This window comes from Mesorhizobium sp. M0854 (genome assembly GCF_040319815.1).
Taxonomy (GTDB): Bacteria; Pseudomonadota; Alphaproteobacteria; order Rhizobiales; family Rhizobiaceae; genus Mesorhizobium.
The window spans coordinates 1-24,857 of the sequence record NZ_JAMYOL010000037.1 but is presented as its reverse complement, the minus strand read 5'-3'; the positions used below and the strand labels follow the sequence as shown (position 1 = coordinate 24,857).

Below are 24,857 nucleotides of genomic sequence, written 5' to 3'. Positions count from 1 at the left end.
AAGCAGTGAAGCGCCCCGCCAAAAAGTGATATGTTTTCCCGGCTCATGCAAATTCGGTTCACCTCTTGAGAATTCCCTCGACGCAGGCGCTGCGCGCCCTCGACAGTTTTGCCCGCCACGGCAGCGTCTGGCGCGCCGCCGACGAACTGCATCTGACCCGCAGCGCAGTCAGCCATCAGCTTCGCCTGCTCGAACGCGATCTCGGCTTCGACCTGCTCGAGCGCATTGGCAAGGGCGTGGCGCTGACGCCGCGCGGCCAGCGCTATGCCAGCGACGTGCGCAAGGCGCTGACGGTGCTGGGCGACGCGGTGACACGCCATGCCGGCACCGGCATCGGCGGCTCGTTCAGCGTCAGTTGTACGCCGGGTTTCGCCTCGCTGTTCCTGTGCACCCATATCGGCGAGTTCCGGCAGATGTACCCCGATGTCGCGCTGCGCATCCTGACGCCGCGCCGTCTCGACGACGTGAGCAATGCCGACGAGGCCGATGCCTTCATCGCCTTCGGCGTCGGCAATTGGCCGAACCGCGCGGTCGAGCTGTTGTGCGGGATCTCCTTTACGCCGCTGTGCAGCCCGACGCTGCTCAACAAGATCGGCGGCTTCTCCAAGCCGGCCGACGTGCTGCGCGCCAATCTCCTGCATCTCGGCGATACCGAGGACTGGGCGCGCTGGCTGGCGCTGTCCAAGGTCGAGAACCCCGACCCGGAAGGCGGCATCTTCTTTTCCGACATGAACCTGGTCTTTTCGGCGGCGATCGCCGGCCAGGGCATCGCCATGGGCGACGAGCTGACCAGCGGCCGGGCACTGAGCGAAGGCCGGCTGGTCCGCCCCTTCGACATAGCGATCAATTCACCGCGCTCGTATTTTCTGGTTTCCGAGCACGCCAAGGCGGCGCATCCGGTGCTGGAGGCGTTTGGGCGGTGGCTGCGGTCGAAGCTGTCGGAGAACCAGCGTTAATCTCCCCCCTCGAGGGGGAGATTGGGCGCATAGATGAATCAAATTTGCCGATCAGGCGAAAACTATTCGGTTGCGGTGAGCCGCCGCCCTGCCTACGATTTCGCCTACGCTAAGGAAAGGGCAGGATGCAGCAACCCGGCCGGGCCGCAGAGATCAAGGCAATCAGGATCGGCAAGAGCTTCGGCTCGTTCCGTGCGCTGGACGATCTGACGCTCGATATCGGCCGTGGCGAGTTCCTCACCCTGCTCGGCCCCTCCGGTTCCGGCAAGACCACCTTCCTGATGATCCTTGCCGGCTTCATTCAGCCGACCGACGGTCGCCTTTACAGCGACGGCGTCGACATCACCGAGCGGCCGGCCGAGCAGCGTGCCGCCGGCATGGTGTTCCAGGGCTATGCGCTGTTCCCGCATATGAGCGTCGAGGCCAACATCGCCTTTCCGCTCAAGGTGCGAAAGAAACCGGCGGCCGAGATCAAACGCCGCGTCGGCGAAATGATCGAGCGCGTCGGGCTCAAGGGCCACGAAAAGAAACTGCCGTCGCAATTGTCCGGTGGCCAGCAGCAGCGGGTCGCACTGGCGCGGGCGCTGGTGTTCGAGCCGGGCGTACTTTTGCTCGATGAGCCGTTTTCAGCACTCGACAAGGGCCTGCGCGGCCAGATGCAGGCCGAGATGAAGCGGTTGCACCAGGAGACCGGCACCACCTTCGTCTTCGTCACCCATGACCAGAGCGAGGCGCTGGCGTTGTCATCTCGCGTCGCCATCTTCAACCACGGCAAATTGCTGCAGGTCGGCGCGCCGGACGAGGTCTACGACCGGCCGGACAACCGCTTCGTCGCCGAGTTCCTGGGCGAGATCAACATGCTGCCGCTGAAGGGCGTACGCCCGGCCAACAATGGCTCGACGGGCCTCTGCGAAGACCGCGCGATCAGCATGCGCTGCAAGGCCGAGAAGGTCCGGGGCGACGCCATCCTGGCGATCCGGCCCGAATACATGTCGATCGCCCGCGAAGCCGCGACAGGCGAGAACGGCATTGCCGCGACTGCCGTCGCCTCGACCTATCTCGGCGCTGCGACGCGGCTCGATCTGACGACGCGGCAAGGCGCCAAGGTGACGATCTCTGTGCCGAACGAGGTCGCCGCTTCCGCGCTCAGCAAGGGCAATTCCGTCTGGCTGACCTGGCCGGCGGAGAAAGGCTTCCTCCTTCCGAACGGAGGACAATGACGATCGGCGCGGCGAATTCGCCAAGCTGACTTTCAGGAAATATCAACGACAAAAAAGGGGAACTGACATGACAAACCAAACCAAGAAAAATTCCATCGAGGCGCTATCCGCCAGGGCAGTGCGCGGCGAGATCTCGCGCCGGCAGTTTACGCAGCTGGCCGCACTGGTGCTGGCCGGCACGCCGATGCTGCTGCGCTCGACCGGCGCCTTTGCCGCGGCTAAGGAACTGGTGCTCGTCAACTGGGGCGGCGACGCCATTACCGCCTATGACGCGGCTTACGGCCAGGCCTTCACCAAGGAAACCGGCATTGTCGTTAAGATGGACGGCTCCGGCCCGACCGAAGGCGCGATCGCGGCGCAGTTCAAGAGCGGCGCCCCGACCTGGGACCTGGTCGACGTCGATCCGTTCTCGGCCATCACGCTCGGCGCCCAAGGCATGCTCGAGCCGATCGATTATGCGGTCGTCGACAAGAAGAAGATGCGGCCGGGCTTCGGCTGGGAATACGCCGCCTCGACCTATTTCTTCTCCTATGTCATCGCCTATGATGCCGAGAAATACGGCAGCCAGGCACCAACCGGCATGGCCGACTTCTTCGACGTGGCAAAATTCCCCGGCAAGCGCTCGCTCTACAAATGGGGCGTGTCGAGCTGGGAAGCGGCACTGCTCGCCGACGGCATCGCACCGGCATCGCTCTACCCGCTCGACCTCAAGCGCGCGCATGACAAGATCGCCGCCTTCAAGGAAAACGTCGTCGCCTATTGGGGTGGCGGCGCCGAAAGCCAGAGCGTGCTGCTCAATGGCGAGGCCTCGATGGCGATCGTCTGGTCGACCCGGGCTTCGCTCATCGAGCAGGATTCCGGCGGCAAGATCAAGTTCATCTGGGACCAGGGCCTGATCTCGCCCGGCGCGCTCGCCGTGCTCAAGGGCAATCCCGGCGGCAAGGACGCGGCGATGAAGTTCATCGCCAGCACCCAGGACCCGGAGAAGGAACTCATCATGTTCGAAAAGCTCGGTCAGGGTCCGGCCAACCCGGCCACCGATGCGCTGATACCCGCCGACAAGAGGCGCATCAATCCGGTCGATCCCGAGAACATGAAGAAGCAGATCCCGCTCGACATGGATTGGTACGCCAAGAACTACGGGGCGGCACTCGACGAATACACGAAGATCATCTCCGCCTGACAAGCCGGGATAACCGGATGAGAGCATACCTCTCCGACAGGATGGGTGCGGCGCTGTTGATGGCGCCGCTGCTCCTCTTTCTTGTGCTGGCCTATGCCTGGCCATTCCTTGGCGTGGTTAAATGGAGCTTCACCCTGCCCACGCCGGGGCTGGGGCAGTACAATGCGCTGCTCACGGATCAGTTGGTGCAGTCGGTCTTCATCCGCACGCTGCGTATCGCCGCGATCGTGACGATCGTTTCGGTTGTCGCCGCCTACGCCATCACCGTTGTCTGGGTACGCGGCACGCCGGTGCAGCGCGTCGTGGCCGAGTTCTGCATCCTGGTGCCGTTCTGGATCTCGGTGCTGACGCGCGCCTTCGGCTGGGTGGCGCTTTTGTCCAATCGCGGCCTGATCAACACCTGGCTGCAGGCGGTCGGCTTCATCTCAGAGCCGCTGGCGCTGGTGCGCAACGAGTTCGGCGTTATCGTCGGCATGACGCATTTCCTCATTCCCTTCGCCGTGTTTCCGCTGGCCTCATCGATGCGCAGCCTCGACGACCGTGTGCTGCTGGCGGCGCGCGGCCTCGGCTCCAGCCGTATGCGCACCTTTTGGTCGGTATTCGTGCCGATGACCAGCTCCGGCATCATCGGCTCGGCGCTGATCGTCTTCGTCTTTTCGCTCGGCTTCTTCGTCACGCCGGCGATCCTCGGCGGCGGCCGTAGCGTGATGATCGCCGAGCTGATCTACCTTCGCATCTTCCAGAGCCCGGACTGGGGCCTGGGCGCCGCAATCAGTGTCGTGCTGGTGCTGTTTGTCGGCGCGCTGATGGCGCTGCTGTTCCGCTATATCAGACCCAAGCAACTGGTGTAGCGCGATGCCGACCTACCGCCCCGGTCCCGTCTCGCTGGTCCTCGCCGCCCTCGTCGCGCTGTTCCTGCTGCTGCCGCTGCTCGCCGTCATCCCGGTATCGCTGACGCCGAGCCGCATGCTGGCGATGCCGTCGGGCGAATTGTCGCTGCGCCATTACCGGGCGCTGATCGAGGATCCGCGCTGGATCGATTCGATCCTGCTCTCGATCAGGATCGGCATCGTCAGCAGCGCCTTTTCCACCGTGCTGGCGCTCTGCTTCAGCCTCGGCATCTGGATGTTCCAGCCGCGCTTCACGGCAGCATTGGTCGGTTTTGTGCTGCTGCCGATGGTGGTGCCGCCGGTGGTCTCGGCAATCACGCTCTACTTCCTGCTGACCTCGATCTCGGGGTTCTCGTCGTTCTTCGGCTATGACACCTGGCTGGGTGTCGCCATGGCGCATGCGGTGATGACGGTGCCCTTCGCCACGGTGCTGATCCTGGTGTCGCTCAGCCAGCTCGACCGCCGCATCGACCTCGCCGCCCGTGGCCTCGGCGCCACCGTGTGGGAGCGCGCCACCCGCATCATCATGCCCAATATCAAGTTCGGCATCGTCACCGCGGCGTTGTTGTCTTTCGTGCTGTCCTGGGAGGAGATCGGCGTCACCCTGTTTATCACCTCGGTCAACGCCATCACGCTGCCGCGCTTGATGTGGATGGGCCTGCGCGACAACATCGACCCGGCGATCGCCGCACTCTCGGTGATCCTGATCGTCATCACCGTACTGGTGCTTGTGGCGCGCAGCGTCGTGGTCAGGCTGCGCGAGGCGCAGTGAGGGCCGCCTCACGCCGTGGTGACTGGCGCGAATGAAACCTTGCGCTACGATTTTCGTTATAGATGGTTCAACACGTCGAGGGCTCTGCCATGAACCAGGGATGGTTTGCCAAGCCGGTTGCGGTTGCGGTCGGCATCGTGGGAGATATCCGCAACATTTCCAACGCACGGCAGGCTGTCGAGTTGCTGGAAGCCCACTGGCGTGACGCCGGCAGCGCCAAACACGGCTTGGCGCTGCGCACATGCCGCCGTGCCATGAGTGACGACCGCTGGACCGAAGCCGCCAGGGACGCGTTCGTCGAGGCCGCGCGGGAAGCGCATGTCCTGGTCGAGCGAGCCGTCGAACCGGAGAACCGGTCCAGGCAGGCGGGACCGTGATCGATTTTTGAGAGCTCGGTGGTCCGGCGGATCTATTGCATCTCAGGCAGCATGCAATCTTGGAACGGCGCTGACGTCGACCTCGCGCTCCGCATGCCAGGCATCATAGGCAGCCTGCATCCTGAGCCAGATCGCGGCGCCGTCGCCGAACATCTTTCCAAGACGGGCAGCGACAGCCGGCGACACCGGCTTCTTTTCGCGGATGATGTCATAAAGCTGCTGGCGCGAGATTCCGAGCAGATTGGCGATCTCCACCTTGGTCTTTCCGGTTGCCGGGATAATGTCGTCAAGCAGCGCTCCAGGGTGGGATGGGCAGCGCTCGATCGGACGCATCGGCTCATAAGAGGTCATGGGCTGGTTGTCCTTTCGCTTGGGGCGCCACGTACCCATAATGATATTGTTCGAAATCTACCCGGGTTGCCAGACCTCCCGAAAACCTGGCGGAGTTGTGGCACAGCGCCACCCACTATCCCATGGCGTGGCGGATGGTCTTGGACAGGCGGCTCAAAAATGCCGGCCTCGACGACTCATCAAGCTTCCACGACAGCACCGCGGTCGCCATTTTCCGCGGCAATACCCCGACCGACAGGAACCAGGCGGCAAGGATCGCGCGCCGCCGCAGGGATGCGGTCATTTCGAGGCTGGCGACGGCGCCGGCCGCCCCGAGCGCCAGCCGGGAATCGTCGGCCACGGGATGTCGGTCTCTGTCCGCGCAAAGCGACGCCAGCCGCTCTTCCAGGTGGACCGGATCGTGGCGGACAGCATCCGACGGCACGATGGTCAGGCCGATCCCGGAAGCCTGGTCCGACAGCGCCTGCATGCGGCGGAAATCGTGGGTTACCCGCCAGCGTGCCCGCTCGGCGAGCTTTTCACCGAAGACTGAATGGTTGGCGCCATGGATCCGGTAGGCGCCGAGGCATTCGTCGATGGACTGGACGTGCCCGTACATCGGCGCCAGCGTTGCCAGATAGCCGTCGGCGCCCTGGCGGAACTCCGGCTCCGGTATCGGCATGATCGATTCGAGCGTTGCGCGGTCAAAGGCCAGCCCGCTGGTCACGGTCGTCTGATAGCGGCCCTTGTGCAGTAGTTTCGGCATGACGTCGCCGCTGTCGAAAGGCAATTCGGGCGGCGGAAAGACATCCTTGATGCGCTGTCCTTCGTCGACGATATGCAGTCTGGACTGGACCTGGGCGGTTGCCTCGTCCCAGGTTTCGACAATGGTGGAGACGGCGGTCGGATAGAGATAATCGTCGGCGTCGAGGAACAGGACGATCTTGCCCGAGCTCGCAGCGAAGCCGGTGTTGAATGCCGCCGCGTGTCCGCCATTTTGCGCTCGCGGGCATGCGAGGATCTCGTCGCGATAAGATTCCATGATTGTCGTGGAATTGTCCTGCGATGCATCGTCGACGACGATGACCTCGACATCCGCGTAGTCCTGCTCGAGAGCGCTGTCGATGCTGCGTTTGAGGAACCGCGCGTAGTTGTAATTCGGGATGATGATGGATACCGGAATCCTGTTTTGGACAGACTGCATCGCGTTTGACCTCGCATCTTGCTTTGGTTCGGCAAAGGCCCGCTCATGGGCCCGCCCCCCTCTTCAAGCGCCCCTCTTGGCGCGCAACGAGTTCCCTGGGAGAAAGCCTGCGCTTCCCACGAGGAGACGGGTCACGTTTCGCTTTGCGACTTCGTACTGAGGCCGCCTTTGCCTTCGAGGCTGCTGCCATGGTCAGGGTCGGCGGCAGCAAAAGCTCCGACGGTTCGGCAAGGATGATGTTGCAAACCGAGCCCGACGGAAATGTCTCGCCTCGCGATCAGGTCGGGAGCGAAGCGGACGGTGCCATGAAGGCACGGCGGATACTGGCCTGCAAATGCGGCTGGAACAAGCCCCGCGTCGAAAATAGCGCCACTTCAGGTTGCGTTTCAGGCGGCATGCCGCGACCGCCGCCGCTGTTGCCCCGAAGCCGGCGAACCGCCTCCGGGGCCTTGTGGTCATGTGGCCTGGACGGTCAGGCGGCCTGCAAACCCGGCAGCGACAGGTCGACTTCCTCCGGCAAGTCGCCGGCCATGGCGGCGGCAAACTTCGTCTGGTCGAGTTCTCCCTCCCAGCGTGCCACCACCACTGTCGCCACCGCATTGCCGATGAAATTGGTCAGCGCCCGGCATTCCGACATGAATCGGTCGACACCGAGGATCAGCGCCATGCCGGCGACCGGCACGGTGGGGACGACCGAAAGCGTTGCCGCCAGGGTGATGAAGCCGGCGCCGGTGATGCCGGCGGCACCCTTGGAGCTCAGCATGGCGACGGCGAGCAGCAGGATCTGGTCGCCGTAGGTGAGTGGCGTGTCGGTCGCCTGCGCGATGAACAGCGCCGCCAGCGTCATGTAGATGTTGGTGCCGTCGAGGTTGAAGGAATAGCCGGTCGGGATGACCAGGCCGACCACCGAGCGGTTGCAGCCGGCGCGCTCCATCTTGGCCATGAGGCCCGGCAATGCCGCTTCCGAGGACGAGGTGCCGAGCACCAGCAGCAGCTCTTCCTTGATGTAGCGGATCAGCGCCAGGATCGAGAAGCCGTTGTAGCGGGCGACAGTGCCGAGCACCACCAGCACGAACAGCAGCGCGGTCAGGTAGAACGTGCCGATCAGCATGGCGAGGTTGGCGATCGAGCCGATGCCGTATTTGCCGATCGTGAAGGCCATGGCGCCAAACGCGCCGATCGGTGCGGCCTTCATCAGGATGGCGACGAGGCGGAAGATCGGCGTGGTCAGCGCCTGCAGGAAATCGACGACCGGACGGCCGCGATCGCCGACCAGCGCCAGGGCGACACCGAACAGCACCGAGAAGAACAGCACCTGCAGGATGTCGCCCTGCGCGAAGGCGCCGGTGATGGTGTCGGGGATGATGTTCATCAGGAAGCCGACGATGGTAGTGTCGTGCGCCTTCTCGGCATAGGCCGCCACCTTGGCGGTATCGAGCGTCGCTGGATTGATGTGCATGCCGGCGCCGGGCTGGACGACATTGGAGACGACCAGGCCGACGACCAGCGCCAGCGTCGAGAACACCAGGAAATAGATCATCGCCTTGCCGGCGACGCGGCCGACCTTCTGCAGGTCGGAGACACCGGCGATACCGGTCGCCACGGTCAGGAAGATCACCGGCGCGATGACCATCTTCACCAGCTTGATGAAGGCGTCGCCGAACGGCTTCATCGCCTCGCCGGTTTCGGGATAGAAATGGCCGAGCAGCACGCCGGCGGCGATCGCCGCGAGCACCTGCACATAAAGATGCCGGTATAAGGGAAGTTTGCCGCGCGGCTCGGCGGCAGCGATTGCTGTCTGCATAACGTCCTCCATGGCGCCCCGATCGAAAGCTCGACTCCCCGGGGCAGTTGTTTTGAGACCAGCAGCCTCGCGACTGCTGAATTCGTGTTTGCAACAGTCGTGCCAGATACGCAGAAGAGCTTTTCATCATTGATTTTGTTGAGCATTCGCAAACGTCCGCTGTGCTGGACGCATGGATAGGTGCGAATCTCCGCATAGGTCGAATTGTGCTTTGTGCGAATTCATGCACAAATGGGCGATGCTGCAACGCCCCGCCGGTGCCTTGTCTTCGACGCCCGAGCAACTCGCCAGGCGGGCGCGCCGAGCCTGGCTGCTGTTTGCGGCCATCGCGCTTTTGATCGTCACGGCAGCGCTCTACGGCGCCGGCCTTTACGGCCGCACCGCCGAGGTCGGGACCCTGGCGGCGCAGGGGCGTACCGACGCCAATCTGAAGGTCGCGCTGCTGCGCGCGGTGCTCGAAAGCCCGCGCGCCCTGCCGCTGCTTTTGTCCGCAGACCAGCAAGTGCGTGACGCGCTGTCGCAGAAAAATGCCGCGGCAATCGATGTGCTGAACCGCAAGCTCGAGGGGCTGGTCTCCGGCACCAAGGCGTCGGTACTCTATGTCGTCGGCACCGATGGACTGGCGGTCGCCTCCAGCAACTGGCGCGAGCCGATCAGCTTCGTCGGCAATGACTACCGTTTCCGCGACTATTTCTCCGGCGCGATGCAGGCCGGAACCGCCGAGTATTTTGCGCTCGGCAATGTCAGCAAGCGCCCCGGCCTCTACATTTCGCGGCGCGTCGGCGACACAGACGCACCGCTCGGCGTCGTCGTCGTCAAGATGGAGTTCGACCAGCTCGAAGCCGACTGGCGCGAGGCGAATCGCCCGGCTTATGTCAGCGACGAGAACGGCGTCGTGCTGATCACCAGCGTGCCGTCCTGGCGTTTCATGACAACCGCACCGCTGGCCGCACCTAAGCAAGCCGCGATCCGCGACAGCCAACAGTTCGGCGACGCGCCGCTTGTGCCGTTGCCGATCATGCACGCGCAGGCGCTCAGCCCGGATGTGTCGATCGTCCACGCAGTAACGCCCGGCGGCAGCGACGCGGAGTATCTCAGCCTTTCCACGACGATTCCTTCGACCCCCTGGCGGCTCGACTATCTGATCCCGGCTGAAGCGCCGATCGCCGCCGCCGTCCGCGAAATGCGGCTTCTGGCGCTCGGCGTCGTCGTCCCGCTGCTCGGCCTTGCCGCGTATCTGTTGTGGCGCCGGCAGTCGGCGCAGATGCGGATTGCCGCTGAACAGGCAGCCCGCACCGAACTCGAACGCCGCGTCGTGGAACGGACCGAGGATTTGAGCCGCGCCCGCGACCGGCTGCAGGCCGAGATAACAGGCCACCGCAGCACGGAAGCCAAGCTCCAAATCGTGCAGCAGGATCTGGTCCAGGCCAACCGCCTCGCCATCCTCGGCCAGGTCGCGGCCGGTGTCGCCCATGAGATCAACCAGCCGGTCGCCACCATACGCGCCTATGCCGACAATGCCCGCACCTTCCTCGACCGCAAGCAGACCGGGCCGGCCGAGGAAAACCTCGGCGCTATCGCAGCCCTTACCGAACGCATCGGCTCAATCACCGAGGAGTTGAAGGCATTTGCCCGCAAGGGCCGCACCGCCGCCGAGCCTGTCGAATTACGTGGTGTTATCGAAGGCGCCGTCATGCTGTTGAGAAGCCGCTTTGCCGGCCGGCTCGACGCATTGGCCATCGACCTGCCGCCGCCGAGCCTCAAGGTCATGGGCAATCGAGTGCGGCTCGAACAGGTGCTGATCAACCTCTTCCAGAACGCGCTCGAAGCACTCGACGGCCGCGACGACGCTCATGTGCAGGTGTCGGTCGAGGAGACCGCGGACGGCGTGACGGTCGGCGTGTCCGATAACGGACCGGGCATTCCACCCGCGATCCTCAAATCGCTGTTCACGCCGTTCAACACCTCGAAGGAAAAAGGCCTTGGCCTTGGCCTCGTCATCTCGAAGGACATCGTCGCCGATTATGGCGGCCGCATCGAAGTTTCGAGCGACGACAGCGGCACCCGCTTCACCATTCATCTCCAGACAGCAGCGTAAGCCATCATGACGAACGACAATGCCGCGCCGGTGATCCTGATCGACGACGACCGCGATCTCCTCAAGGCCACCGTGCAGACGCTGGAGCTTGCCGGCTTCTCGGTTTCCGCCTTTGCGGTGGCCACTGAGGCGCTGGCCGGGCTCGACGCCGGCTTTACCGGTGTCGTGGTGTCGGATATCCGCATGCCTCAGATCGACGGCTTGCAGCTTTTCAATCGCATCCTGCGGCTGGATGCCGACATTCCCGTCATCCTCGTCACCGGCCACGGCGACATCGCCATGGCCGTCAAGGCGATCAAGGACGGCGCCTACGACTTCATCACCAAGCCCTTCGCCGCCGACCGGCTGGTACAGAGCGTGCGCCGCGCAGCGGAAAAGCGCTGCCTGGTGATGGAGAACCGGGCCTTGCGCGAGGCGGCCGGAGAGGCGCAGGACGGCCTGCCGCTGATCGGCCAGACGCCGGCGATGGACAGGCTGCGCCGCACGCTACGCCAGATCGCCGACACCGACGTCGATGTGCTGGTGACCGGCGAGACCGGCTCCGGCAAGGAGGTGGTGGCAAGCCTTCTGCATCGCTGGAGCCGCCGCGCCAAGGGCAATTTCGTCGCGCTGAATTGCGGCACGCTGCCGGAGACCGTCATCGAGAGCGAGTTGTTCGGCCACGAGGCCGGCGCCTTCACCGGTGCGCAGAAGAAACGGATCGGCCGCATCGAGCATGCCAGCGGCGGCACGCTGTTCCTCGACGAGATCGAAAGCATGCCGGTCTCGACACAGGTGCAGATGCTGCGCGTGCTGGAGATGCGCGAGGTCACCCCGCTCGGCACCAACGAGGTACGGCCGGTCGACCTGCGCGTCGTCGCCGCCGCCAAGGTCGACCTCGGCGATCCGCGCCAGCGCGGCACGTTTCGCGAGGATCTCTATTACCGGCTCAACGTGGTGACGATCTCGATCCCGCCGCTGCGCGAGCGCCGCGACGATGTCGCCCTGCTGTTCTTCTATTTCGCCGAGCGCGCCGCCGCCCGTTTCCACCGCCAGGTGCCGGCAGTGCCGGCTTCGGTGCATCGCCATCTGAGCGACCATGACTGGCCGGGCAATGTGCGCGAACTGGCGCATTTCGCCGAGCGGTTTGTGCTTGGATTGGAGGAAGGCGCGGAAGCACAACCCCCTGCCCCGACCGAATCGAACGCCGCCATGAAGCTGCCGGAGCGGCTGGAGCGCTACGAGGCCGACATCATCCGCGAGACGCTTGGCCGCAACGACGGCGACGTCAGGCGCACGATCGAAGCTTTGGGGATTCCGCGCAAAACCTTCTACGACAAGCTCCAGCGCCACGGCATCGTGCGCAGCGATTTTTCCCGGTAACCGCCGGCGGGCCTCGACCGGGCGGCTCGGTTACTTGGCGTCGTGGAAGATGATGCCGACGGTGTGGCGCATGCCGGAGCGAAGCCGGCTGACGCCGTGCCTGAGATTGACCCGGTAATTGCCTCGTGTGCCCTGGACCGGTCGATTGTGGACCGCGAAGGCGACTGCATCGCCCTGGCGCAGCGGCACCACTTCGGCGCGGCTTTGCATGCGCGGACGCTGCTCGGTCAGCACGAACTCGCCACCGGTGAAATCCTTGCCGGGTTCGGACAACAGGATCGCCACCTGCAGCGGGAACGCCAGATCACCGTAGAGATCCTGATGCAAGCAGTTGAAGTCGCCGGAAACATATTGCAGCAGGAGCGGCGTCGGCCGCGTCTGGCCCTGCTCGTGGCATTGCCTGAGGAACGCGGCGTGTTCGTCGGGATAGCGCTGCGCGATACCCATGCGCTCGTTCCAGTCGTTGGCGACCGCAGCCAGGCGGGGATAGAGCGCCGTGCGCAAGCCGCCGATCAAGTCGGGCAAGGGATAGCGGAAATAGCGGTACTCGCCCTTGCCGAAGCCATGCCGCGCCATATGGACATGGCTGCGGAAATGACTCTCGTCCGAATAGAGTTCGGCAATCTGCCGGCACTCCTGCGGCGTCAGCAGCTTTTCCATCACCGCGCAGCCATAGCCGCCCAGCTCATCGGCCAGCGTCCGCCAATCATATCCGGCAACGCGCAGTTCCGCCGATTTCACCGCCGCCTTCGCGCCTATCGAATCGATGGTCATGGCTTCGCCTCCTGTGGCTTCTCTGTCATTGAGATGGGTGAAACGGCGCGCGCGGACCACCCGTTTCTTGCCGGGTGAGCTCGTTAGCGATTGTCTCGGGGATTTCGTTGAATACAATGCAGCTGGGCTTGCCGCGATGGGGGGCGAATTGATCCGACGGGTTCGACAAAGGGACGGGGCAGTCCGGCAATTCCTCGTTTGCCTCGTCGTCATGCTGGTCTCGGCGCTCCCGGCCTTGCCCGCCAGCAGCGACTGCGTCAGCGACGACGAGGTCGAGGCAAGCACGCGGATCGCCGCCTGTACGCGCATGATCGAGGATGCGACAGAGCCCCTCGAAAACCGCGGTATTGCCTATTTCAAGCGCGGCAATGCCCTGACGGAACGAGGCGACTATGACCGCGCGATCGCCGACTACAGCGCGTTCATCGGCATCGCACCGACCGTCGCCAGCGGCTACTACAACCGGGGCATCAGCTGGGTCTTCAAGGGCGACTACGACAAGGGCATCGCCGATCTGGACAAGGCGATCAGCCTGGACCCGAAATATGGCGATGCCTACTACAATCGCGGCGTCGCCTGGACCTTCAAGGGCGAGAACGACCGGGCTTTGGCCGACTATGACAGGGCAATCAGCCTCAATCCGGGAGACGGCAGAAATTACCACAATCGCGGGCTGATCTGGTCACGCAAAGGCGACGACGACCGCGCGATAGCCGACTTCGACCGGGCCATCAGGCTCAACCCGAACGACGCCGGTTCCCTGAACGATCGAGCCGATGCGTTGACCAGCAAGGGCGATGAGGAGCGCGCGCTGGCCGACTATGACAAGGTGATCAGCCTCGATCCGAAAAACGCGCATGCCTACTACCGGCGCGGCAACGCCCGGCTGACGGCCGGCGATTTTGACGGCGCCATCGCCGACTACAGCCAAGTGATCAGCCTCGATCCGAACGATGAGAGCATCTGGTACAACAGAGGGGTGGCCTGGTCAGGCAAGAGCGACAATGACCGCGCCATCGCCGACTACGACAAGGCAATCAGCCTCGATCCGAAAGGCCCCAACGCGTACTTCAATCGAGGTATCGCCTGGGCTAGCAAGCGAGACAATGATCGCGCCATCGCCGACTACGACCAGGTAATCAAGCTCGACCCGAAACAAGCCCTCGCATATAATAATCGTGGCTTGGCCTGGGTGGCAAAGGGGAACGATATTCGCGCCTTCGCGGACTACAGTCGCGCAATCGATATCGACTCAACACTTGCCATCGCCTACAACAACCGAGGCTTTCTCTGGAACAAGCGAGGTGAGTCCGATCGGGCCATCGCCGAATACGACCGGGCGATTGGTCTCGATCCGAAAAATCCAAGAATTTACCACAACCGCGGCATTGCCTGGATGGGAAAGGCAGACGACGGTCGAGCCATTGCTGACTTCGACCAGGCGATCCTGCTCGATCCGAATTATCCGTACAGCTACTCAAACAGGGGTGTTCTTTATTTCTATTCCGGCTCGCTGGCGAAGGCGCAGGCTGACTTTGAAAAGGCGGCCGCTCTCGAGCCCGACTACGCCTATTTTGCCATATGGCTGGATATTGTTGAGCGACGCAACGGCGCGGCGAGCCATTTGCGGGAGGCAGCTTCCAAACTCGACATGACGAAGTGGCCGGCGCCCGTGGTTCGAATGCTGCTTGGCGAAAAGACGCCCACCGCGACATTGAACGACGCCGATGACTCGGATCCAACCAAGAAACACGGCAAGTTTTGCGAGATCGGTTTCTACAACGCGGAACTCAGCCGGCTCAAAGGGCAACGCGATCAGGCACTATCGCTTTACAGGCATACCATCAGCCATTGTCCAAAGAATTTTATCGAATACCGTGCCGCCAACGCTGCATTACGCGAGTTGGGTGTTTCGCCGTAACTCTGCCCGACGGATGTTCGTTTGCTAAGAAGACTGATCCGAACACGATAGAGGTGCATTCTGCCAGACTGATCCAAGCCGGCCGGCGTCCATATGTCAGGAGCCTTCGCCAGCGCGATTCCGGTTTTCACTGGCCCGCGCTAGACTGGCAGCAACCGCAACCGGACTGCCCCCGGCATGATCGTCCAGACCTGCATCAATGGCGCGCAGCGCCGATTTTCACCCGCGACTGCCGCTTGATCCCGAAGCCATGGCGCGCGACGGTGCGACCTGCGTCGCCGCCGGTGCGGCCGAACTGCATGTCCATGCCCGCGGGCTGGACGGTCGCGAAAGCCTGGCTCCGGCGGCGATGGACCAGACTGTGCTAGCGCTTCGTCGCGCCTGCCCTGGAACGCTGATCGGCGTGTCGACCGGCGCCTGGATCGAGAATGACGACGAGCGGACGCTGGCCGCGATCGCCGCTTGGAGCGAGCTGCCCGACTATGCCTCGGTCAATCTCAGCGAAGACGCCGCGCCCGCTATCATGGAGCGTCTGCGCCAGCGCGGCATTGGCATCGAGGCGGGGCTTGCCTCCGTCGCCGACGCCGAACGCCTGGTGAGCCTCGACCATGGCAAACGCGTGCTGCGGATCCTGATCGAAATCTCCGAGCAGGAGCCGGACGCTGCGCTGGAGATCAGCGACGATATCGCCGCCGTGCTCGACGGCGCCGGAATGCGCCGGGCAATCCTGCTGCACGGCGCCGACGCCACGGTCTGGCCTTTCGTGCACCGGGCGGCGGAACGCCGTTGGTCGACGCGCGTCGGACTGGAAGACGGCAAGGAGCTCCCTGATGGAACAGTAGCATCTAGTAACGCTGCGCTGACAGCGGCAGCCGTCGCTATCTTCGAGTCCAGCCGTTAGCGCGGGAACGGCCAATCTCCTCTTCACTGGGGAGATGCCAAGTTCGGCAACGAGGCAGGCCAAAGTCGGCCGAGCGTAAGTGTGGCGGCACGCTATATCAATAAAACTTGCCTAAAACTTTACGTGTTAATTAAACCAACAATTAATCGGCACATCAACGATCACGTATGTTAATGCTCTCCTGCACCGGGGACCATTTTTTGATGAACATCATTCCACAGAATGATCACGCTGCGCCGCGTCGGATTCAACAGTATACATCGATACAGGTACTGCGGGGGCTGGCAGCTCTCATGGTTGTTATCTATCATCTTCCGGCCGCGCTGGGCATGCTCGATCTGCGTATTCCCGTTCTAAACAGCGGCGTCGACCTGTTTTTCGTCATTAGTGGTTTTGTAATGGTTCTCTCGACAGAGAACAGACGCGCCGACCACCGTGCTTTTTTGATGCAGCGCTTCACGCGCGTCGTTCCGTTCTATTGGGTTATGACCTTCCTTATGGTCGCCGCACTTTGGTTGTTTGCCGGTCGTGCAGTGTCTCTTGAGCAGACCACCAATAGCCTGCTTTTCATAGCCTATCTCGATACGGTCACAGGCTATGTCCAACCGGTGCTTGGCGTGGGTTGGACGCTCAATCTGGAAATCCTGTTTTACATTCTGTTCGCGGCGACTATGCGTTTCGGCACGCTGACGCAAATGGCCATGGTCGGCGTTGTCTTTGCAATCGCCGTAGCGGCGCGCATCGTCTTCAAACCCGCCGCCGACACTGTGCTGTTTTTCTATACCACGCCAATCCTGTTTGAGTTCCTTGCCGGCATGGTGCTCGGCCACCTGGTCGGCAGACTGGCGCGTTTGGCTACCGTCCTGGGTGTCTCGGCGCTCGTGTTCGCCATCGTGTCCATGCTGGTGATGGTACTTGGCTTCAACTTGCCGCGAACCCTTGCTCAGGGAATCCCGGCCTTGATCCTAGCCGCCGGTTGCATCAGCCTGGAAAGCTACTTCCGGCTTTTTGCTCCTCGCCTGCTGGCAAGGTTGGGCGATGCCTCCTACTCTCTCTATCTGACGCATCCTATCGTGCTGCTTGCGACCGCTCCTGTCGTTGCAAGCGTCAGCGTATCACCATGGCTTGCTGGCATGGTTATTGTCACCGCCTGCATTGCCGTCTCCCTGGCCAACTACAGTTTTGTTGAAAAGCCGATTTTGGCCATTTCGCGGATGAGCCTTTCCGCCCGTCACGTGAAGGCATGAGTTGCGGCTGCGCTCCGCGGAACCACGGTGTCCCGCCAATCTTAGACCGGCGGCGCTGAACCTTCAAAAGATCCGGAAACAAAAATCCGCCTCGGGAGGACGGGTCGTTGGAGCCAAATTGGCACCATACCCAAATTAGTAGCATAGCTGCCGGCACAAAGCAAGAACAAAATGTGGCGACATCGACGAAACTGCCGATAGGCGCAGCGGCACGGCGGATGACATGGCTCTTGCCGTTGTTAAAAATCTCTCATAAGGTATTTTCATATCAGAAAGAAAATACGATCATTTCTTTCCCTTTATGAAAGCCTGAGCGTTTGCGGGAACATCTCGATCAGACCGACCGGCGACTGGTCAAGCTGCTGTCGCAAGATGCGCAGCTTGGCGTCAACCGCCTCGCTGAGAAGATGGCGATCTCGGTGCCGACGGTGCGCATGCGGCTGCGCAACCTGCTCGACCGCAACCTGCTCAAGATCGTCGGGCTGCTCAACCTGACCGAACGCCCTGAGCTGATCTCGGCCATCGTCGGCATCAACGCGCAGGGACGCGGCCGCGCCCGGGAACTGGCGCAGCGCATCTCCGAACTGCCTTTCGTGAACTCGGCCGCCGTCGTCACCGGGCGCTTCGACATCATCGTCGACGTGACCGTGGCCGGTGATGTCGCCGATCTCTACCGCGTCACCAGCGAGCTGATCCCCGGCGCCGGCGAGCCGGGCGAAGTCGTGCGCAGCGAGACCTTCGTCGTCATGGCGTCCTGCAACAAATGGGTCAGCCTGCCGGAAGGCTGCTGGTCGGACGAGACGCGGAAGGAAATGGCATGAAGATCGCGGTTCTCGGCGGCCTCGGCCTGCAAGGCCGGGCGGCGATCGCCGATCTCGTTGCCAGCGACGGCGTCGAGCAAGTGGTCTGCCTCGACACGGCAACCGACGGCGCTGCGCGGCTTGGCGGCCTGACCGACCTTGCCAGGGTGCGTTTTGTCGTGCCGGAGGGCGCGATCGGTCCGGTGCTGGCCGAGGTGATGAAGGACGTCGATGCGGTCATCGACCTGTTGCCGCAGCCGCTGATGCGCGACGCGGTGCAGGCGGCGATCGCGACGCGCACGCCGCTGGTCACCACCAATTACGGCAAGGCCATCGCCGATCTCGCTCCCGAGGCCGAAAAGGCCGGCGTGTCGATCGTCACCGAATGCGGGCTCGACCCCGGCATCGACCTGGTGCTCTACGCGCGCGCCGCCAGCCAGTTCGACACCATCACCGCGATCGATTCCTACTGCGGCGGCATTCCCGAGCCGAAGGCGGTGGTCGAGCCGCTGCGCTACAAGGTGAGCTGGAATTTCGACATGGTTCTGGTCAGCCAGAACCGCGACAGCGTGCTGGTCGAGGACGGTAAACGGGTCGATGTGCCGGCCGCCCGCCAGCACGACAATCGTTTCATCCACGAGATCGAGGTGGCGGGACTGGGCAGGCTCGAAGCCTTCCCCAATGGCGACGCGCCGCATTATGCCGGCATGCTCGCCGCCGCCAAGGGGCTGCAGCGCTCCGGCCGCTATTCGCTTCGCTGGCCCGGCTGGTCGGCGTTCTGGGCGCCGCTGAAGCAGCTCGGCTTCCTGTCCGAGGACAAGGTGCAAAGCACCGGTGCCAGCCCACGCGAATTCCTCGGCCGGCTGCTTGGCCCGCAACTGCAATATGGCGCCGACGAAAAGGACCTTTGCGTGATGCGCAACGTCTTTGTCGGCAGCGAAGGCGGCCGCCGCAAGACGGTGACCTCGGAGCTGGTCATCGAACGCGACCTCGCCTCGGGCCTATTCGGCATGAGCCTCGGCGTCGGCTATCCCGCCAGCATTGTGGCGCAGATGCTGGCACGGCGCGAGATCGCCGCGCCCGGCCTGCTCAATCCGCTGCTGCATGTTCCCGATGGCCGCTTCCTCGATGAGCTGGCCAGGCGCGGCATCAAGGTTGCCGAAACGGTGAGCTGGGACTGAAGGATTTTCGAACGGTGGTCGCCGCCGGCAACGGCGCTGCCGCTCAAAAAGCACCTCGATGGGGTGAAACAACAAGTGGAACAACAAACGAAACAAGGAGGAATGCCCAAATGAAGATTGCCAAGCTTTTCATCGCCGGCCTTGCGCTCGCTGGCCTTACCGCTGCCGCCAGTGCGGGAACGCTCGACGAGATCACCAAGCGCGGAGAGTTGCGCGTCGCCGTGCAGACGCAAGGACCGCCCTTCTCGCTGGTGGGTGCTGCCGGCGAACGCACCGGCAGTTCGGTCGAACTCGCCGAACTGATGGCCAAGGAAATGGGCGTCAAGATCACCTTCCTCGACTTCGACTGGGACGGCCTGATCCCGGCGCTGCTGTCGGGCAAGGCCGATCTTCTGGTCGCCGACATGACCCCGACACTGGCGCGTGGCATGAAGGTCGCCTTCACCAAGCCTTACATGTACACGGGCAGCACAGTCTTCACCAAGGCTGGGACCGCCTTCAAATCCACCGAGGACTGCAAGGCCAAGGGCACCAAGATCGCCGTGCTGCTCGGCGCCACCGGCGAGAAGGAAGCCAAGGCCGCCTTCCCCGACGCCGATATCAAGAGCTACAAGGGCGGCGGCCCGCTGCTGCTCGACGCCGTCAACAACGGCCAGGCCGATTGCGGCGTCAACGACGTCTCGGCGGTCAAGGGCCAGTCGACCGCTTACCCCGCCGGCAGCTTCATCATCATGCCGGACATGCTGTCGAAGGAGCCGCTGGCCTTCGCCACGCGCTATGACGAGCAGGACCTGCTGGTGTGGATGAACCTGTTCCTCGACCAGGTCAGCCTCGACGGCCGCCTGCAGAAGAACCTCGATTACTGGGTGAATTCCGACGCCTGGAAGAAGGATCACTGAGTAGTGTGAATAGGGAGTAGGGAGTAGGGAGTAGGGAGTAGTAAAGCGCTACTCGCTACTCGCTACTCGCTACTCGCTACTCGCTACTTTCTGCTCCTATTCCCAATTCCCTATTCCCTATTCACTATTCACCATTCACCGTCCAAAATGCTCGAAAACTTCAGCTTCCGCACCATCGTCGAATATCTGCCCCTGTTCGGGCAGGGCCTCGTCACGACCGTGTGGCTGTCTGTCCTCTCCTTTGCCGGCGCGCTCGCCGTCGGCATCGTGCTCGCCGCCATGAACCTGCAGCGCGGCCGGCTGTTCCGCGTCCCGGCCAAGGCCTATATCGACGCGGTGCGCGCCACGCCGCTGCTGGCGCAGCTTTATTTCCTCTATTTCGGCCTGCCGCGGCTCGGCTTCGTCCTGCCCGAGTTCGTCGTCGGCATCTTGGCCCTGTCACTGAACAGCGGCGCCTATGTCGCCGAGATCATCCGCGCCGGCATCCTGTCGATCCCGCGCGGCCAGGTGGAGGCCGGCGTCGCCTCCGGCATGACCTATGTCCAGCGCATGCGCCTGGTCATCCTGCCGCAGGCGTTCAAGGTGACGATCCCGCCGCTGCTCGGCCAGGCGATCGTGCTGGTCAAGGATTCCGCCCTGTTGTCGCTGATCTCGGTTGCCGAGCTGACGCGCGCCGGACAATTGCTCGCCTCCGACCGCTTCATGCCGGCCGAAGGTTTCATCACCATCGCCGCCTTCTACCTCCTGCTCTATTACGGGCTGAAGGGGCTGGCGGCGCTCTCCGGGCGCTGGCTCGGCCTGGCGGGGGCACGGACATGATCTGGCAGCAGCTGCAAAGCATCGCCGGCAGCTATCCCCTCGCCTTGCACGGCCTCGGCATGACCGTGGTGCTGTCGCTGATCAGCCTGGTGCTGGGCACGCTGCTCGGCTTCGGCCTCGGCATCCTGCGCACCGGCGGCAACCGGCTGATCAGCGGCGCGATCGGCGCCTGGGTCGACCTGATCCGCGGCACGCCGTTCCTGGTGCAGATCTTCCTGATCTTCTTCATCCTGCCGGAACTCGGCATCGAGCTCGACGCCTTCACCGCCGGCATCATCGCGCTGACCAACCTGGCCGCCTGCTTCATCTGCGAGATCGTCGTCGCCGGCATCCGCTCGGTGCCGACCGGCCAGGTCGAGGCAGCGCTTGCGTCCGGCCTGTCGCGCTGGCAGCGCATGCGCCAGGTAGTGCTGCCGCAGGCGATGCGCATCGTGCTGCCGCCGCTGGTCGGGCAATATGTGCTACTGATCAAGGATTCCTCGGTCGTCTCGGCCATCGGCCTCACCGACCTCACCCGCGTCGGCTGGCTGGTGGTGCAGCGTGTACCCAATGGGCTGCTGGTCTTCTTCCTGGTCGGGCTCGGTTACTTCATCGTCTGTTACCCCCTGATCATGCTGGCCCGCCGGCTGGAGCAACGCATGGGCGCGGCGCATGGCGAGGTGCAGTTGTGACATCGAACCTCAAGGGTCCGGCAATATGACCAAAACCGGCATGATCGAATTTCGCGGCGTCAACAAATGGTTCGGCACGCTCAACGTGCTGAAGGACATCAAGCTCAGCGTCGAGCCGCGCGAAGTGGTCGTCGTCTGCGGCCCGAGCGGCTCGGGCAAGAGCACCCTGATCCGCTGCATCAATGGGCTGGAGACGATCCGCGACGGCGACCTGACGGTCGACGGCCAGCGCCTCGGCGACCCCGCCACCAACATGACGCGGCTGCGCACCGAGATCGGCTTCGTCTTCCAGTCGTTCAACCTCTACCCGCACAAGACGGCGCTCGAGAACGTCACCCTGGCGCCGATCCATGTCCGCAAGATCCCGCGCGCTGAAGCCGAGAAGGCCGGGCGCGAATTGCTCGCCAAGGTCGGCCTCGCCGACAAGGTGAACGCCTATCCGGCGCAGCTGTCTGGTGGCCAGCAGCAGCGCGTGGCGATCGCGCGCTGCCTCGGCATGCGCCCCAAGATCATGCTGTTCGACGAGCCGACCTCGGCGCTCGATCCCGAGATGATCTCGGAAGTGCTCGACGTCATGGTCGCGGTGGCGGAGGAAGGCATGACCATGATGGTGGTGACGCACGAGATGGGCTTTGCCCGCAAGGTCGCCCAGCGCGTCGTGTTCATGGACGCGGGCGCCATCGTCGAAAGCGGCACGCCGGATGAGTTCTTCTCGCACCCGAAGACCGACCGCAGCCGCGCTTTTCTGAGCAAGATCCTGCGGCATTGACAGCAGCGACAATACGCACCGAACCTGCCGTCGCCTTTGCGCCGAGGTTGCGCTCGAGCCTACAATGGATCATCCGCAGCGGCGCACTATGGCGACACACCGAGCGCGCGCAGTGCCTTGCCTGCCGCGACATATTCGATGAAGTCGCGGGGGCAGTCGCGTACCGCAAGCCGGTACCGCCGCAAGGCTTGATCGTCACGGCCGTCGAGCCGGTAAAACTCCGCGACATAGAGATTGGCCTCGCATAGATTTCCGCGTTTCTTGGCCGGGACCGGGACGGGATCGTCGGCTGCGGCCAACGCTGCTTCGGGCGTCTGTTCGCCAAGAAACATGCGAAACCAGCGGCGCCGGCCAACTTCACGGCCGCGGCCAAGACACTTCGGGTCTCGCCGTCGGCGATCAGCAAGATGATCAGGCAACTGGAAGCGCGGCTTAGCGCGACCCTTCTGAGGCGGACCACGAGGGCGACGAGCCTGACTGAAGCCGGCGAGAGGTTTTGAGCCAGGCAGGACCGGCGCTGGAGCTCATCCTTGCCGCAATGAGGGATGCGGGAAGCTTTGCCGAAAAGCCTGCCGGCCGGTTGCGGTTGAATGTCCCGCAGATGACCTATCCGAACTTCCTCAAAGTACCAGAAACATAGGTAATTATACTTTCCAAATCCCTGCCCCGGAGCGCCGATCTGGTTCCTGTCGTGGCTCCTGCGGACGTGGCCCCGCGCTGTTCGCGACCAAATCTTGCGCCGGGTTAGCGTTCGCTCTGGGCCTAAGATCTGCCGAAGCGTTCAGCCGACCAAGCGGCAGCAATGGGTGGCGAGCCGACGCTCCACGCGAACGCATGGAATGGCCGGATTGCTGGGCTAGCCGGACGTTGAATGTGGATCAATTCGGGCTGAAAAGAAGCACAGTTCTGGCTCCATGACGCCGGCAGAGCCGATGGTCCCGCCAGCGCAAATCCTTTCTCTGCCCGTTTCGGACCGACGCTTCTCAGAACGCGAAATCCGCGGACTGAACGACATCGGCTGGGAGCCAGGTTTCATGAACTTGCAAGATCTCGGGCCCCCGGCTGTTGCCGCGATCGCGGACCACCATCGTCGTGACCCGGCCATTGTTCGGTTGATCGGAGTCCTTCGCGTCGCGTTGCCATTCGTGGTAGTTCACGACCGCCAGGTCGGCGCTTTGATGGCTGATCCGGATGTCGCGTATTTTGATACGGAAGGCCGGATTCGATCCGTAGATGCTCTTCATGTAACCTGCGAAATCATTTTTCCCGAACGCCCTGCCGCCCGGCATGATGGCGACCAGATCGTCGCTGATCCGGTCGAGCGCGTTCTTCTTGAACGTCGCGTCGTCGCCAGGGCATCGGCCCACCACCCAGTCGGTGAAGAATTCGTGGATGTCGTGGATCGTCGCCTCGATTTCCTTCGTTTGAAGGGACATTTTTTCCTCCTGTCTCAAGATGATGCTGGATCAGGCGCTTTACGCCGCGGCTTGCCCCGACCGGACGCTGCTTGAGGACAGCCCGTACCACGCGAGCCACAGGCACATGAGAAGCGAGGAAATCAGCCAGATCGGACCCCCGATGCCGATCCCGAGCTGCTCACCGAGTGTCCACCCGGTTGCTGAAAGGATACCGAACGCCGAGCCGACGATCGCGGCCCATCGGGGCAGTATCCCAACGTTGTCGCGGGCATCGTGATACGCGACAAGCGCTGTCGCCAGAGCGAGCGCCCAGAATCCGTTACCCATGCCGCCGGAAAACGCCCACCAGGTCATGAAGGCGTTGGTGTCACCCCGGTCGGCCGCGACCGCGACCACCGATGCCTCGGCGACTGCGGTGGAGAACGTGGTCAGGGCGCCGAGAGCCATCACCATCCAGGCAGAACTCAGCATCGGCGAACGCCGGACCCGGGGGTTGAGTGCCAGGTTCAGGAACGAAGCGCCGGCGATCAGGAACAGCGCCGCTGCCGCCGTCCAATGGACCGTAGCCCATCGCCCATGGCCCTCGGCGATATTCTGCATCTGAACAGACAAATCCGCGTCCGGTGGCCCGTGAAAGACGAGCGCAGCCGCCAGCAGCAGCGTTCCGGTGGCGAGCCAGACACCGCCCGGCCCGCTCATGCTGTTATTATTCGTTGGCATCGGGAAAACCTCCTGTGGCCTTTACCACGCCATGAGGTTTAGACCCGCGCCACGGTTGCCCGCTTCGGCGTAAGTACCCACGCAGCGAGAAATTTGGCTTGGGTAGGATTACCCAGATACGACCATGCCGATCAGGCCGTGCTCGACCGCATAGGCCGTGGCTGCCGCGCGCGTGCGCACGTTCAGCCGCGTCAGGATATCGCTAACGTGACGGTCTACCGTCCGCTGGCTCAGACCGAGCTCGCGGGCAATTTGAGGAGGTGGCGGCAGGTTACCGATGTGACAGAAGTTCGTTTCGGGCTCAATCGAGCCGTTCATCGCGTCCGCCGCCGAGGACCGGGGGAAGGGTGGATGCTGCCATTCGTCTCGTCGATGGGAACGAGTAGGTAGCGCCAATATCGCGACATTCATGGCGCTTCTCAAAAGCGGCCCTTCGCGCAACGGCTCGAATCGACCGATAGTGTTGAAGAAGTCGGCGATGAAGCCGTGGATCCACTCGCACCGAAGCGTCTTGATTAAGGTCGACGCGACCTCCTCGCCT

25 protein-coding genes and 1 pseudogene are annotated in these 24,857 nt (G+C 63.2%); 18 read left to right on the top strand and 8 right to left on the bottom strand.

What is annotated here, in order from left to right; translation table 11 throughout:
* Positions 1-65: 65 nt before the first annotated feature.
* The 6 genes from NKH99_RS29530 (at position 66) to NKH99_RS29505 (ending at position 5,398) form a co-directional block, all read left to right on the top strand.
* Positions 66-956 carry a LysR substrate-binding domain-containing protein gene (locus NKH99_RS29530; protein WP_353017319.1) on the top strand — a complete coding sequence of 297 codons (891 nt, stop codon included), beginning with the start codon at positions 66-68 and terminating at the stop codon, positions 954-956.
* A gap of 125 nt (positions 957-1,081) precedes the next feature.
* Positions 1,082-2,176, top strand: a complete 1,095-nt coding sequence (locus tag NKH99_RS29525; RefSeq protein WP_353017316.1) for an ABC transporter ATP-binding protein — start codon at positions 1,082-1,084, stop codon at positions 2,174-2,176.
* A gap of 67 nt (positions 2,177-2,243) precedes the next feature.
* The gene (locus NKH99_RS29520) at positions 2,244-3,359 is read left to right on the top strand and encodes an ABC transporter substrate-binding protein (RefSeq protein WP_023677269.1); all 1,116 of its coding nucleotides are present in this window, start codon (positions 2,244-2,246) and stop codon (positions 3,357-3,359) included.
* Positions 3,360-3,376: 17 nt separating this feature from the next.
* Positions 3,377-4,210 carry an ABC transporter permease gene (locus NKH99_RS29515; RefSeq protein ID WP_352473751.1) on the top strand — a complete coding sequence of 278 codons (834 nt, stop codon included), beginning with the start codon at positions 3,377-3,379 and terminating at the stop codon, positions 4,208-4,210.
* A 4-nt stretch (positions 4,211-4,214) separates the two neighbouring features.
* Positions 4,215-5,021 (top strand): ABC transporter permease, encoded by an 807-nt coding sequence (locus tag NKH99_RS29510; RefSeq protein WP_352980184.1) that lies wholly within the window; start codon positions 4,215-4,217, stop codon positions 5,019-5,021.
* A gap of 89 nt (positions 5,022-5,110) precedes the next feature.
* Complete coding sequence (locus NKH99_RS29505; RefSeq protein ID WP_352473753.1) at positions 5,111-5,398, top strand: DUF982 domain-containing protein; 288 nt, start codon at positions 5,111-5,113, stop codon at positions 5,396-5,398.
* Between the two features lie 42 nt (positions 5,399-5,440).
* On the opposite strand, the gene NKH99_RS29500 is transcribed toward NKH99_RS29505, so the two are convergent.
* From NKH99_RS29500 to NKH99_RS29490, 3 genes are all read right to left on the bottom strand, one after another.
* Positions 5,441-5,749, bottom strand: coding sequence for a HigA family addiction module antitoxin (locus NKH99_RS29500; RefSeq protein WP_352774347.1), 309 nt, complete (start codon positions 5,747-5,749; stop codon positions 5,441-5,443).
* A gap of 115 nt (positions 5,750-5,864) precedes the next feature.
* Entirely contained in the window at positions 5,865-6,932 is a 1,068-nt protein-coding gene (locus NKH99_RS29495; protein WP_353017312.1) for a glycosyltransferase family 2 protein, read from the bottom strand.
* 472 nt (positions 6,933-7,404) lie between these two features.
* Positions 7,405-8,736, bottom strand: coding sequence for a dicarboxylate/amino acid:cation symporter (locus tag NKH99_RS29490; protein ID WP_352685245.1), 1,332 nt, complete (start codon positions 8,734-8,736; stop codon positions 7,405-7,407).
* A gap of 238 nt (positions 8,737-8,974) precedes the next feature.
* On the opposite strand from NKH99_RS29490, the gene NKH99_RS29485 reads away from it, so the two are divergent.
* Together NKH99_RS29485 and NKH99_RS29480 are read left to right on the top strand one after the other, a co-directional pair.
* Positions 8,975-10,834 carry a sensor histidine kinase gene (locus NKH99_RS29485; protein WP_353017309.1) on the top strand — a complete coding sequence of 620 codons (1,860 nt, stop codon included), beginning with the start codon at positions 8,975-8,977 and terminating at the stop codon, positions 10,832-10,834.
* A gap of 6 nt (positions 10,835-10,840) precedes the next feature.
* On the top strand, positions 10,841-12,196 hold the full coding sequence (locus tag NKH99_RS29480; RefSeq protein ID WP_353017306.1) for a sigma-54-dependent transcriptional regulator: 1,356 nt from the start codon (positions 10,841-10,843) through the stop codon (positions 12,194-12,196).
* Positions 12,197-12,226: 30 nt separating this feature from the next.
* Here the strand turns inward: NKH99_RS29480 and NKH99_RS29475 are convergent, their stop codons facing one another.
* Positions 12,227-12,970, bottom strand: coding sequence for a 2OG-Fe(II) oxygenase (locus NKH99_RS29475; protein WP_353017303.1), 744 nt, complete (start codon positions 12,968-12,970; stop codon positions 12,227-12,229).
* A gap of 307 nt (positions 12,971-13,277) precedes the next feature.
* Between NKH99_RS29475 and NKH99_RS29470 the strand changes: the two genes are divergently transcribed.
* The 9 genes and pseudogenes from NKH99_RS29470 to NKH99_RS29430 all read left to right on the top strand — a co-directional run bounded on the left by NKH99_RS29470 (position 13,278) and on the right by NKH99_RS29430 (position 22,178).
* Positions 13,278-14,891, top strand: coding sequence for a tetratricopeptide repeat protein (locus NKH99_RS29470; protein ID WP_353017300.1), 1,614 nt, complete (start codon positions 13,278-13,280; stop codon positions 14,889-14,891).
* Positions 14,892-15,068: 177 nt separating this feature from the next.
* Positions 15,069-15,792, top strand: a pseudogene (locus NKH99_RS29465) (3-keto-5-aminohexanoate cleavage protein).
* A gap of 203 nt (positions 15,793-15,995) precedes the next feature.
* A complete protein-coding gene (locus tag NKH99_RS29460; RefSeq protein WP_353017297.1) occupies positions 15,996-17,039 on the top strand; it encodes an acyltransferase family protein in 1,044 nt (347 codons plus the stop codon).
* A 317-nt stretch (positions 17,040-17,356) separates the two neighbouring features.
* A complete protein-coding gene (locus tag NKH99_RS29455) occupies positions 17,357-17,860 on the top strand; it encodes an Lrp/AsnC family transcriptional regulator (protein WP_023677254.1) in 504 nt (167 codons plus the stop codon).
* Positions 17,857-19,020 (top strand): saccharopine dehydrogenase family protein, encoded by a 1,164-nt coding sequence (locus NKH99_RS29450; RefSeq protein WP_353017294.1) that lies wholly within the window; start codon positions 17,857-17,859, stop codon positions 19,018-19,020. The genes NKH99_RS29455 and NKH99_RS29450 overlap by 4 nt, the downstream gene beginning before the upstream one ends.
* Positions 19,021-19,130: 110 nt before the next feature.
* Positions 19,131-19,919: an ABC transporter substrate-binding protein gene (locus tag NKH99_RS29445; RefSeq protein WP_352541231.1), complete on the top strand. Its 789-nt coding sequence runs from the start codon at positions 19,131-19,133 to the stop codon at positions 19,917-19,919.
* Between the two features lie 147 nt (positions 19,920-20,066).
* Positions 20,067-20,738, top strand: a complete 672-nt coding sequence (locus NKH99_RS29440) for an amino acid ABC transporter permease (protein ID WP_352451492.1) — start codon at positions 20,067-20,069, stop codon at positions 20,736-20,738.
* Positions 20,735-21,409, top strand: a complete 675-nt coding sequence (locus tag NKH99_RS29435) for an amino acid ABC transporter permease (RefSeq protein ID WP_352920321.1) — start codon at positions 20,735-20,737, stop codon at positions 21,407-21,409. The genes NKH99_RS29440 and NKH99_RS29435 overlap by 4 nt, the downstream gene beginning before the upstream one ends.
* Positions 21,410-21,434: 25 nt before the next feature.
* Positions 21,435-22,178, top strand: a complete 744-nt coding sequence (locus NKH99_RS29430) for an amino acid ABC transporter ATP-binding protein (protein ID WP_353017291.1) — start codon at positions 21,435-21,437, stop codon at positions 22,176-22,178.
* A gap of 86 nt (positions 22,179-22,264) precedes the next feature.
* On the opposite strand, the gene NKH99_RS29425 is transcribed toward NKH99_RS29430, so the two are convergent.
* Complete coding sequence (locus NKH99_RS29425) at positions 22,265-22,510, bottom strand: hypothetical protein (protein WP_352770451.1); 246 nt, start codon at positions 22,508-22,510, stop codon at positions 22,265-22,267.
* Between the two features lie 75 nt (positions 22,511-22,585).
* Between NKH99_RS29425 and NKH99_RS29420 the strand changes: the two genes are divergently transcribed.
* Positions 22,586-22,678, top strand: coding sequence for a LysR family transcriptional regulator (locus NKH99_RS29420; RefSeq protein ID WP_352935211.1), 93 nt, complete (start codon positions 22,586-22,588; stop codon positions 22,676-22,678).
* A gap of 483 nt (positions 22,679-23,161) precedes the next feature.
* Here the strand turns inward: NKH99_RS29420 and NKH99_RS29415 are convergent, their stop codons facing one another.
* From NKH99_RS29415 to NKH99_RS29405, 3 genes are all read right to left on the bottom strand, one after another.
* A complete protein-coding gene (locus NKH99_RS29415) occupies positions 23,162-23,614 on the bottom strand; it encodes a nuclear transport factor 2 family protein (protein WP_353017288.1) in 453 nt (150 codons plus the stop codon).
* 39 nt (positions 23,615-23,653) lie between these two features.
* Positions 23,654-24,295, bottom strand: coding sequence for a hypothetical protein (locus NKH99_RS29410; RefSeq protein ID WP_353017285.1), 642 nt, complete (start codon positions 24,293-24,295; stop codon positions 23,654-23,656).
* 129 nt (positions 24,296-24,424) lie between these two features.
* Positions 24,425-24,857 (bottom strand): LuxR C-terminal-related transcriptional regulator (locus NKH99_RS29405; RefSeq protein WP_353017280.1); only part of this gene is annotated, 433 nt, incomplete at its 5' end.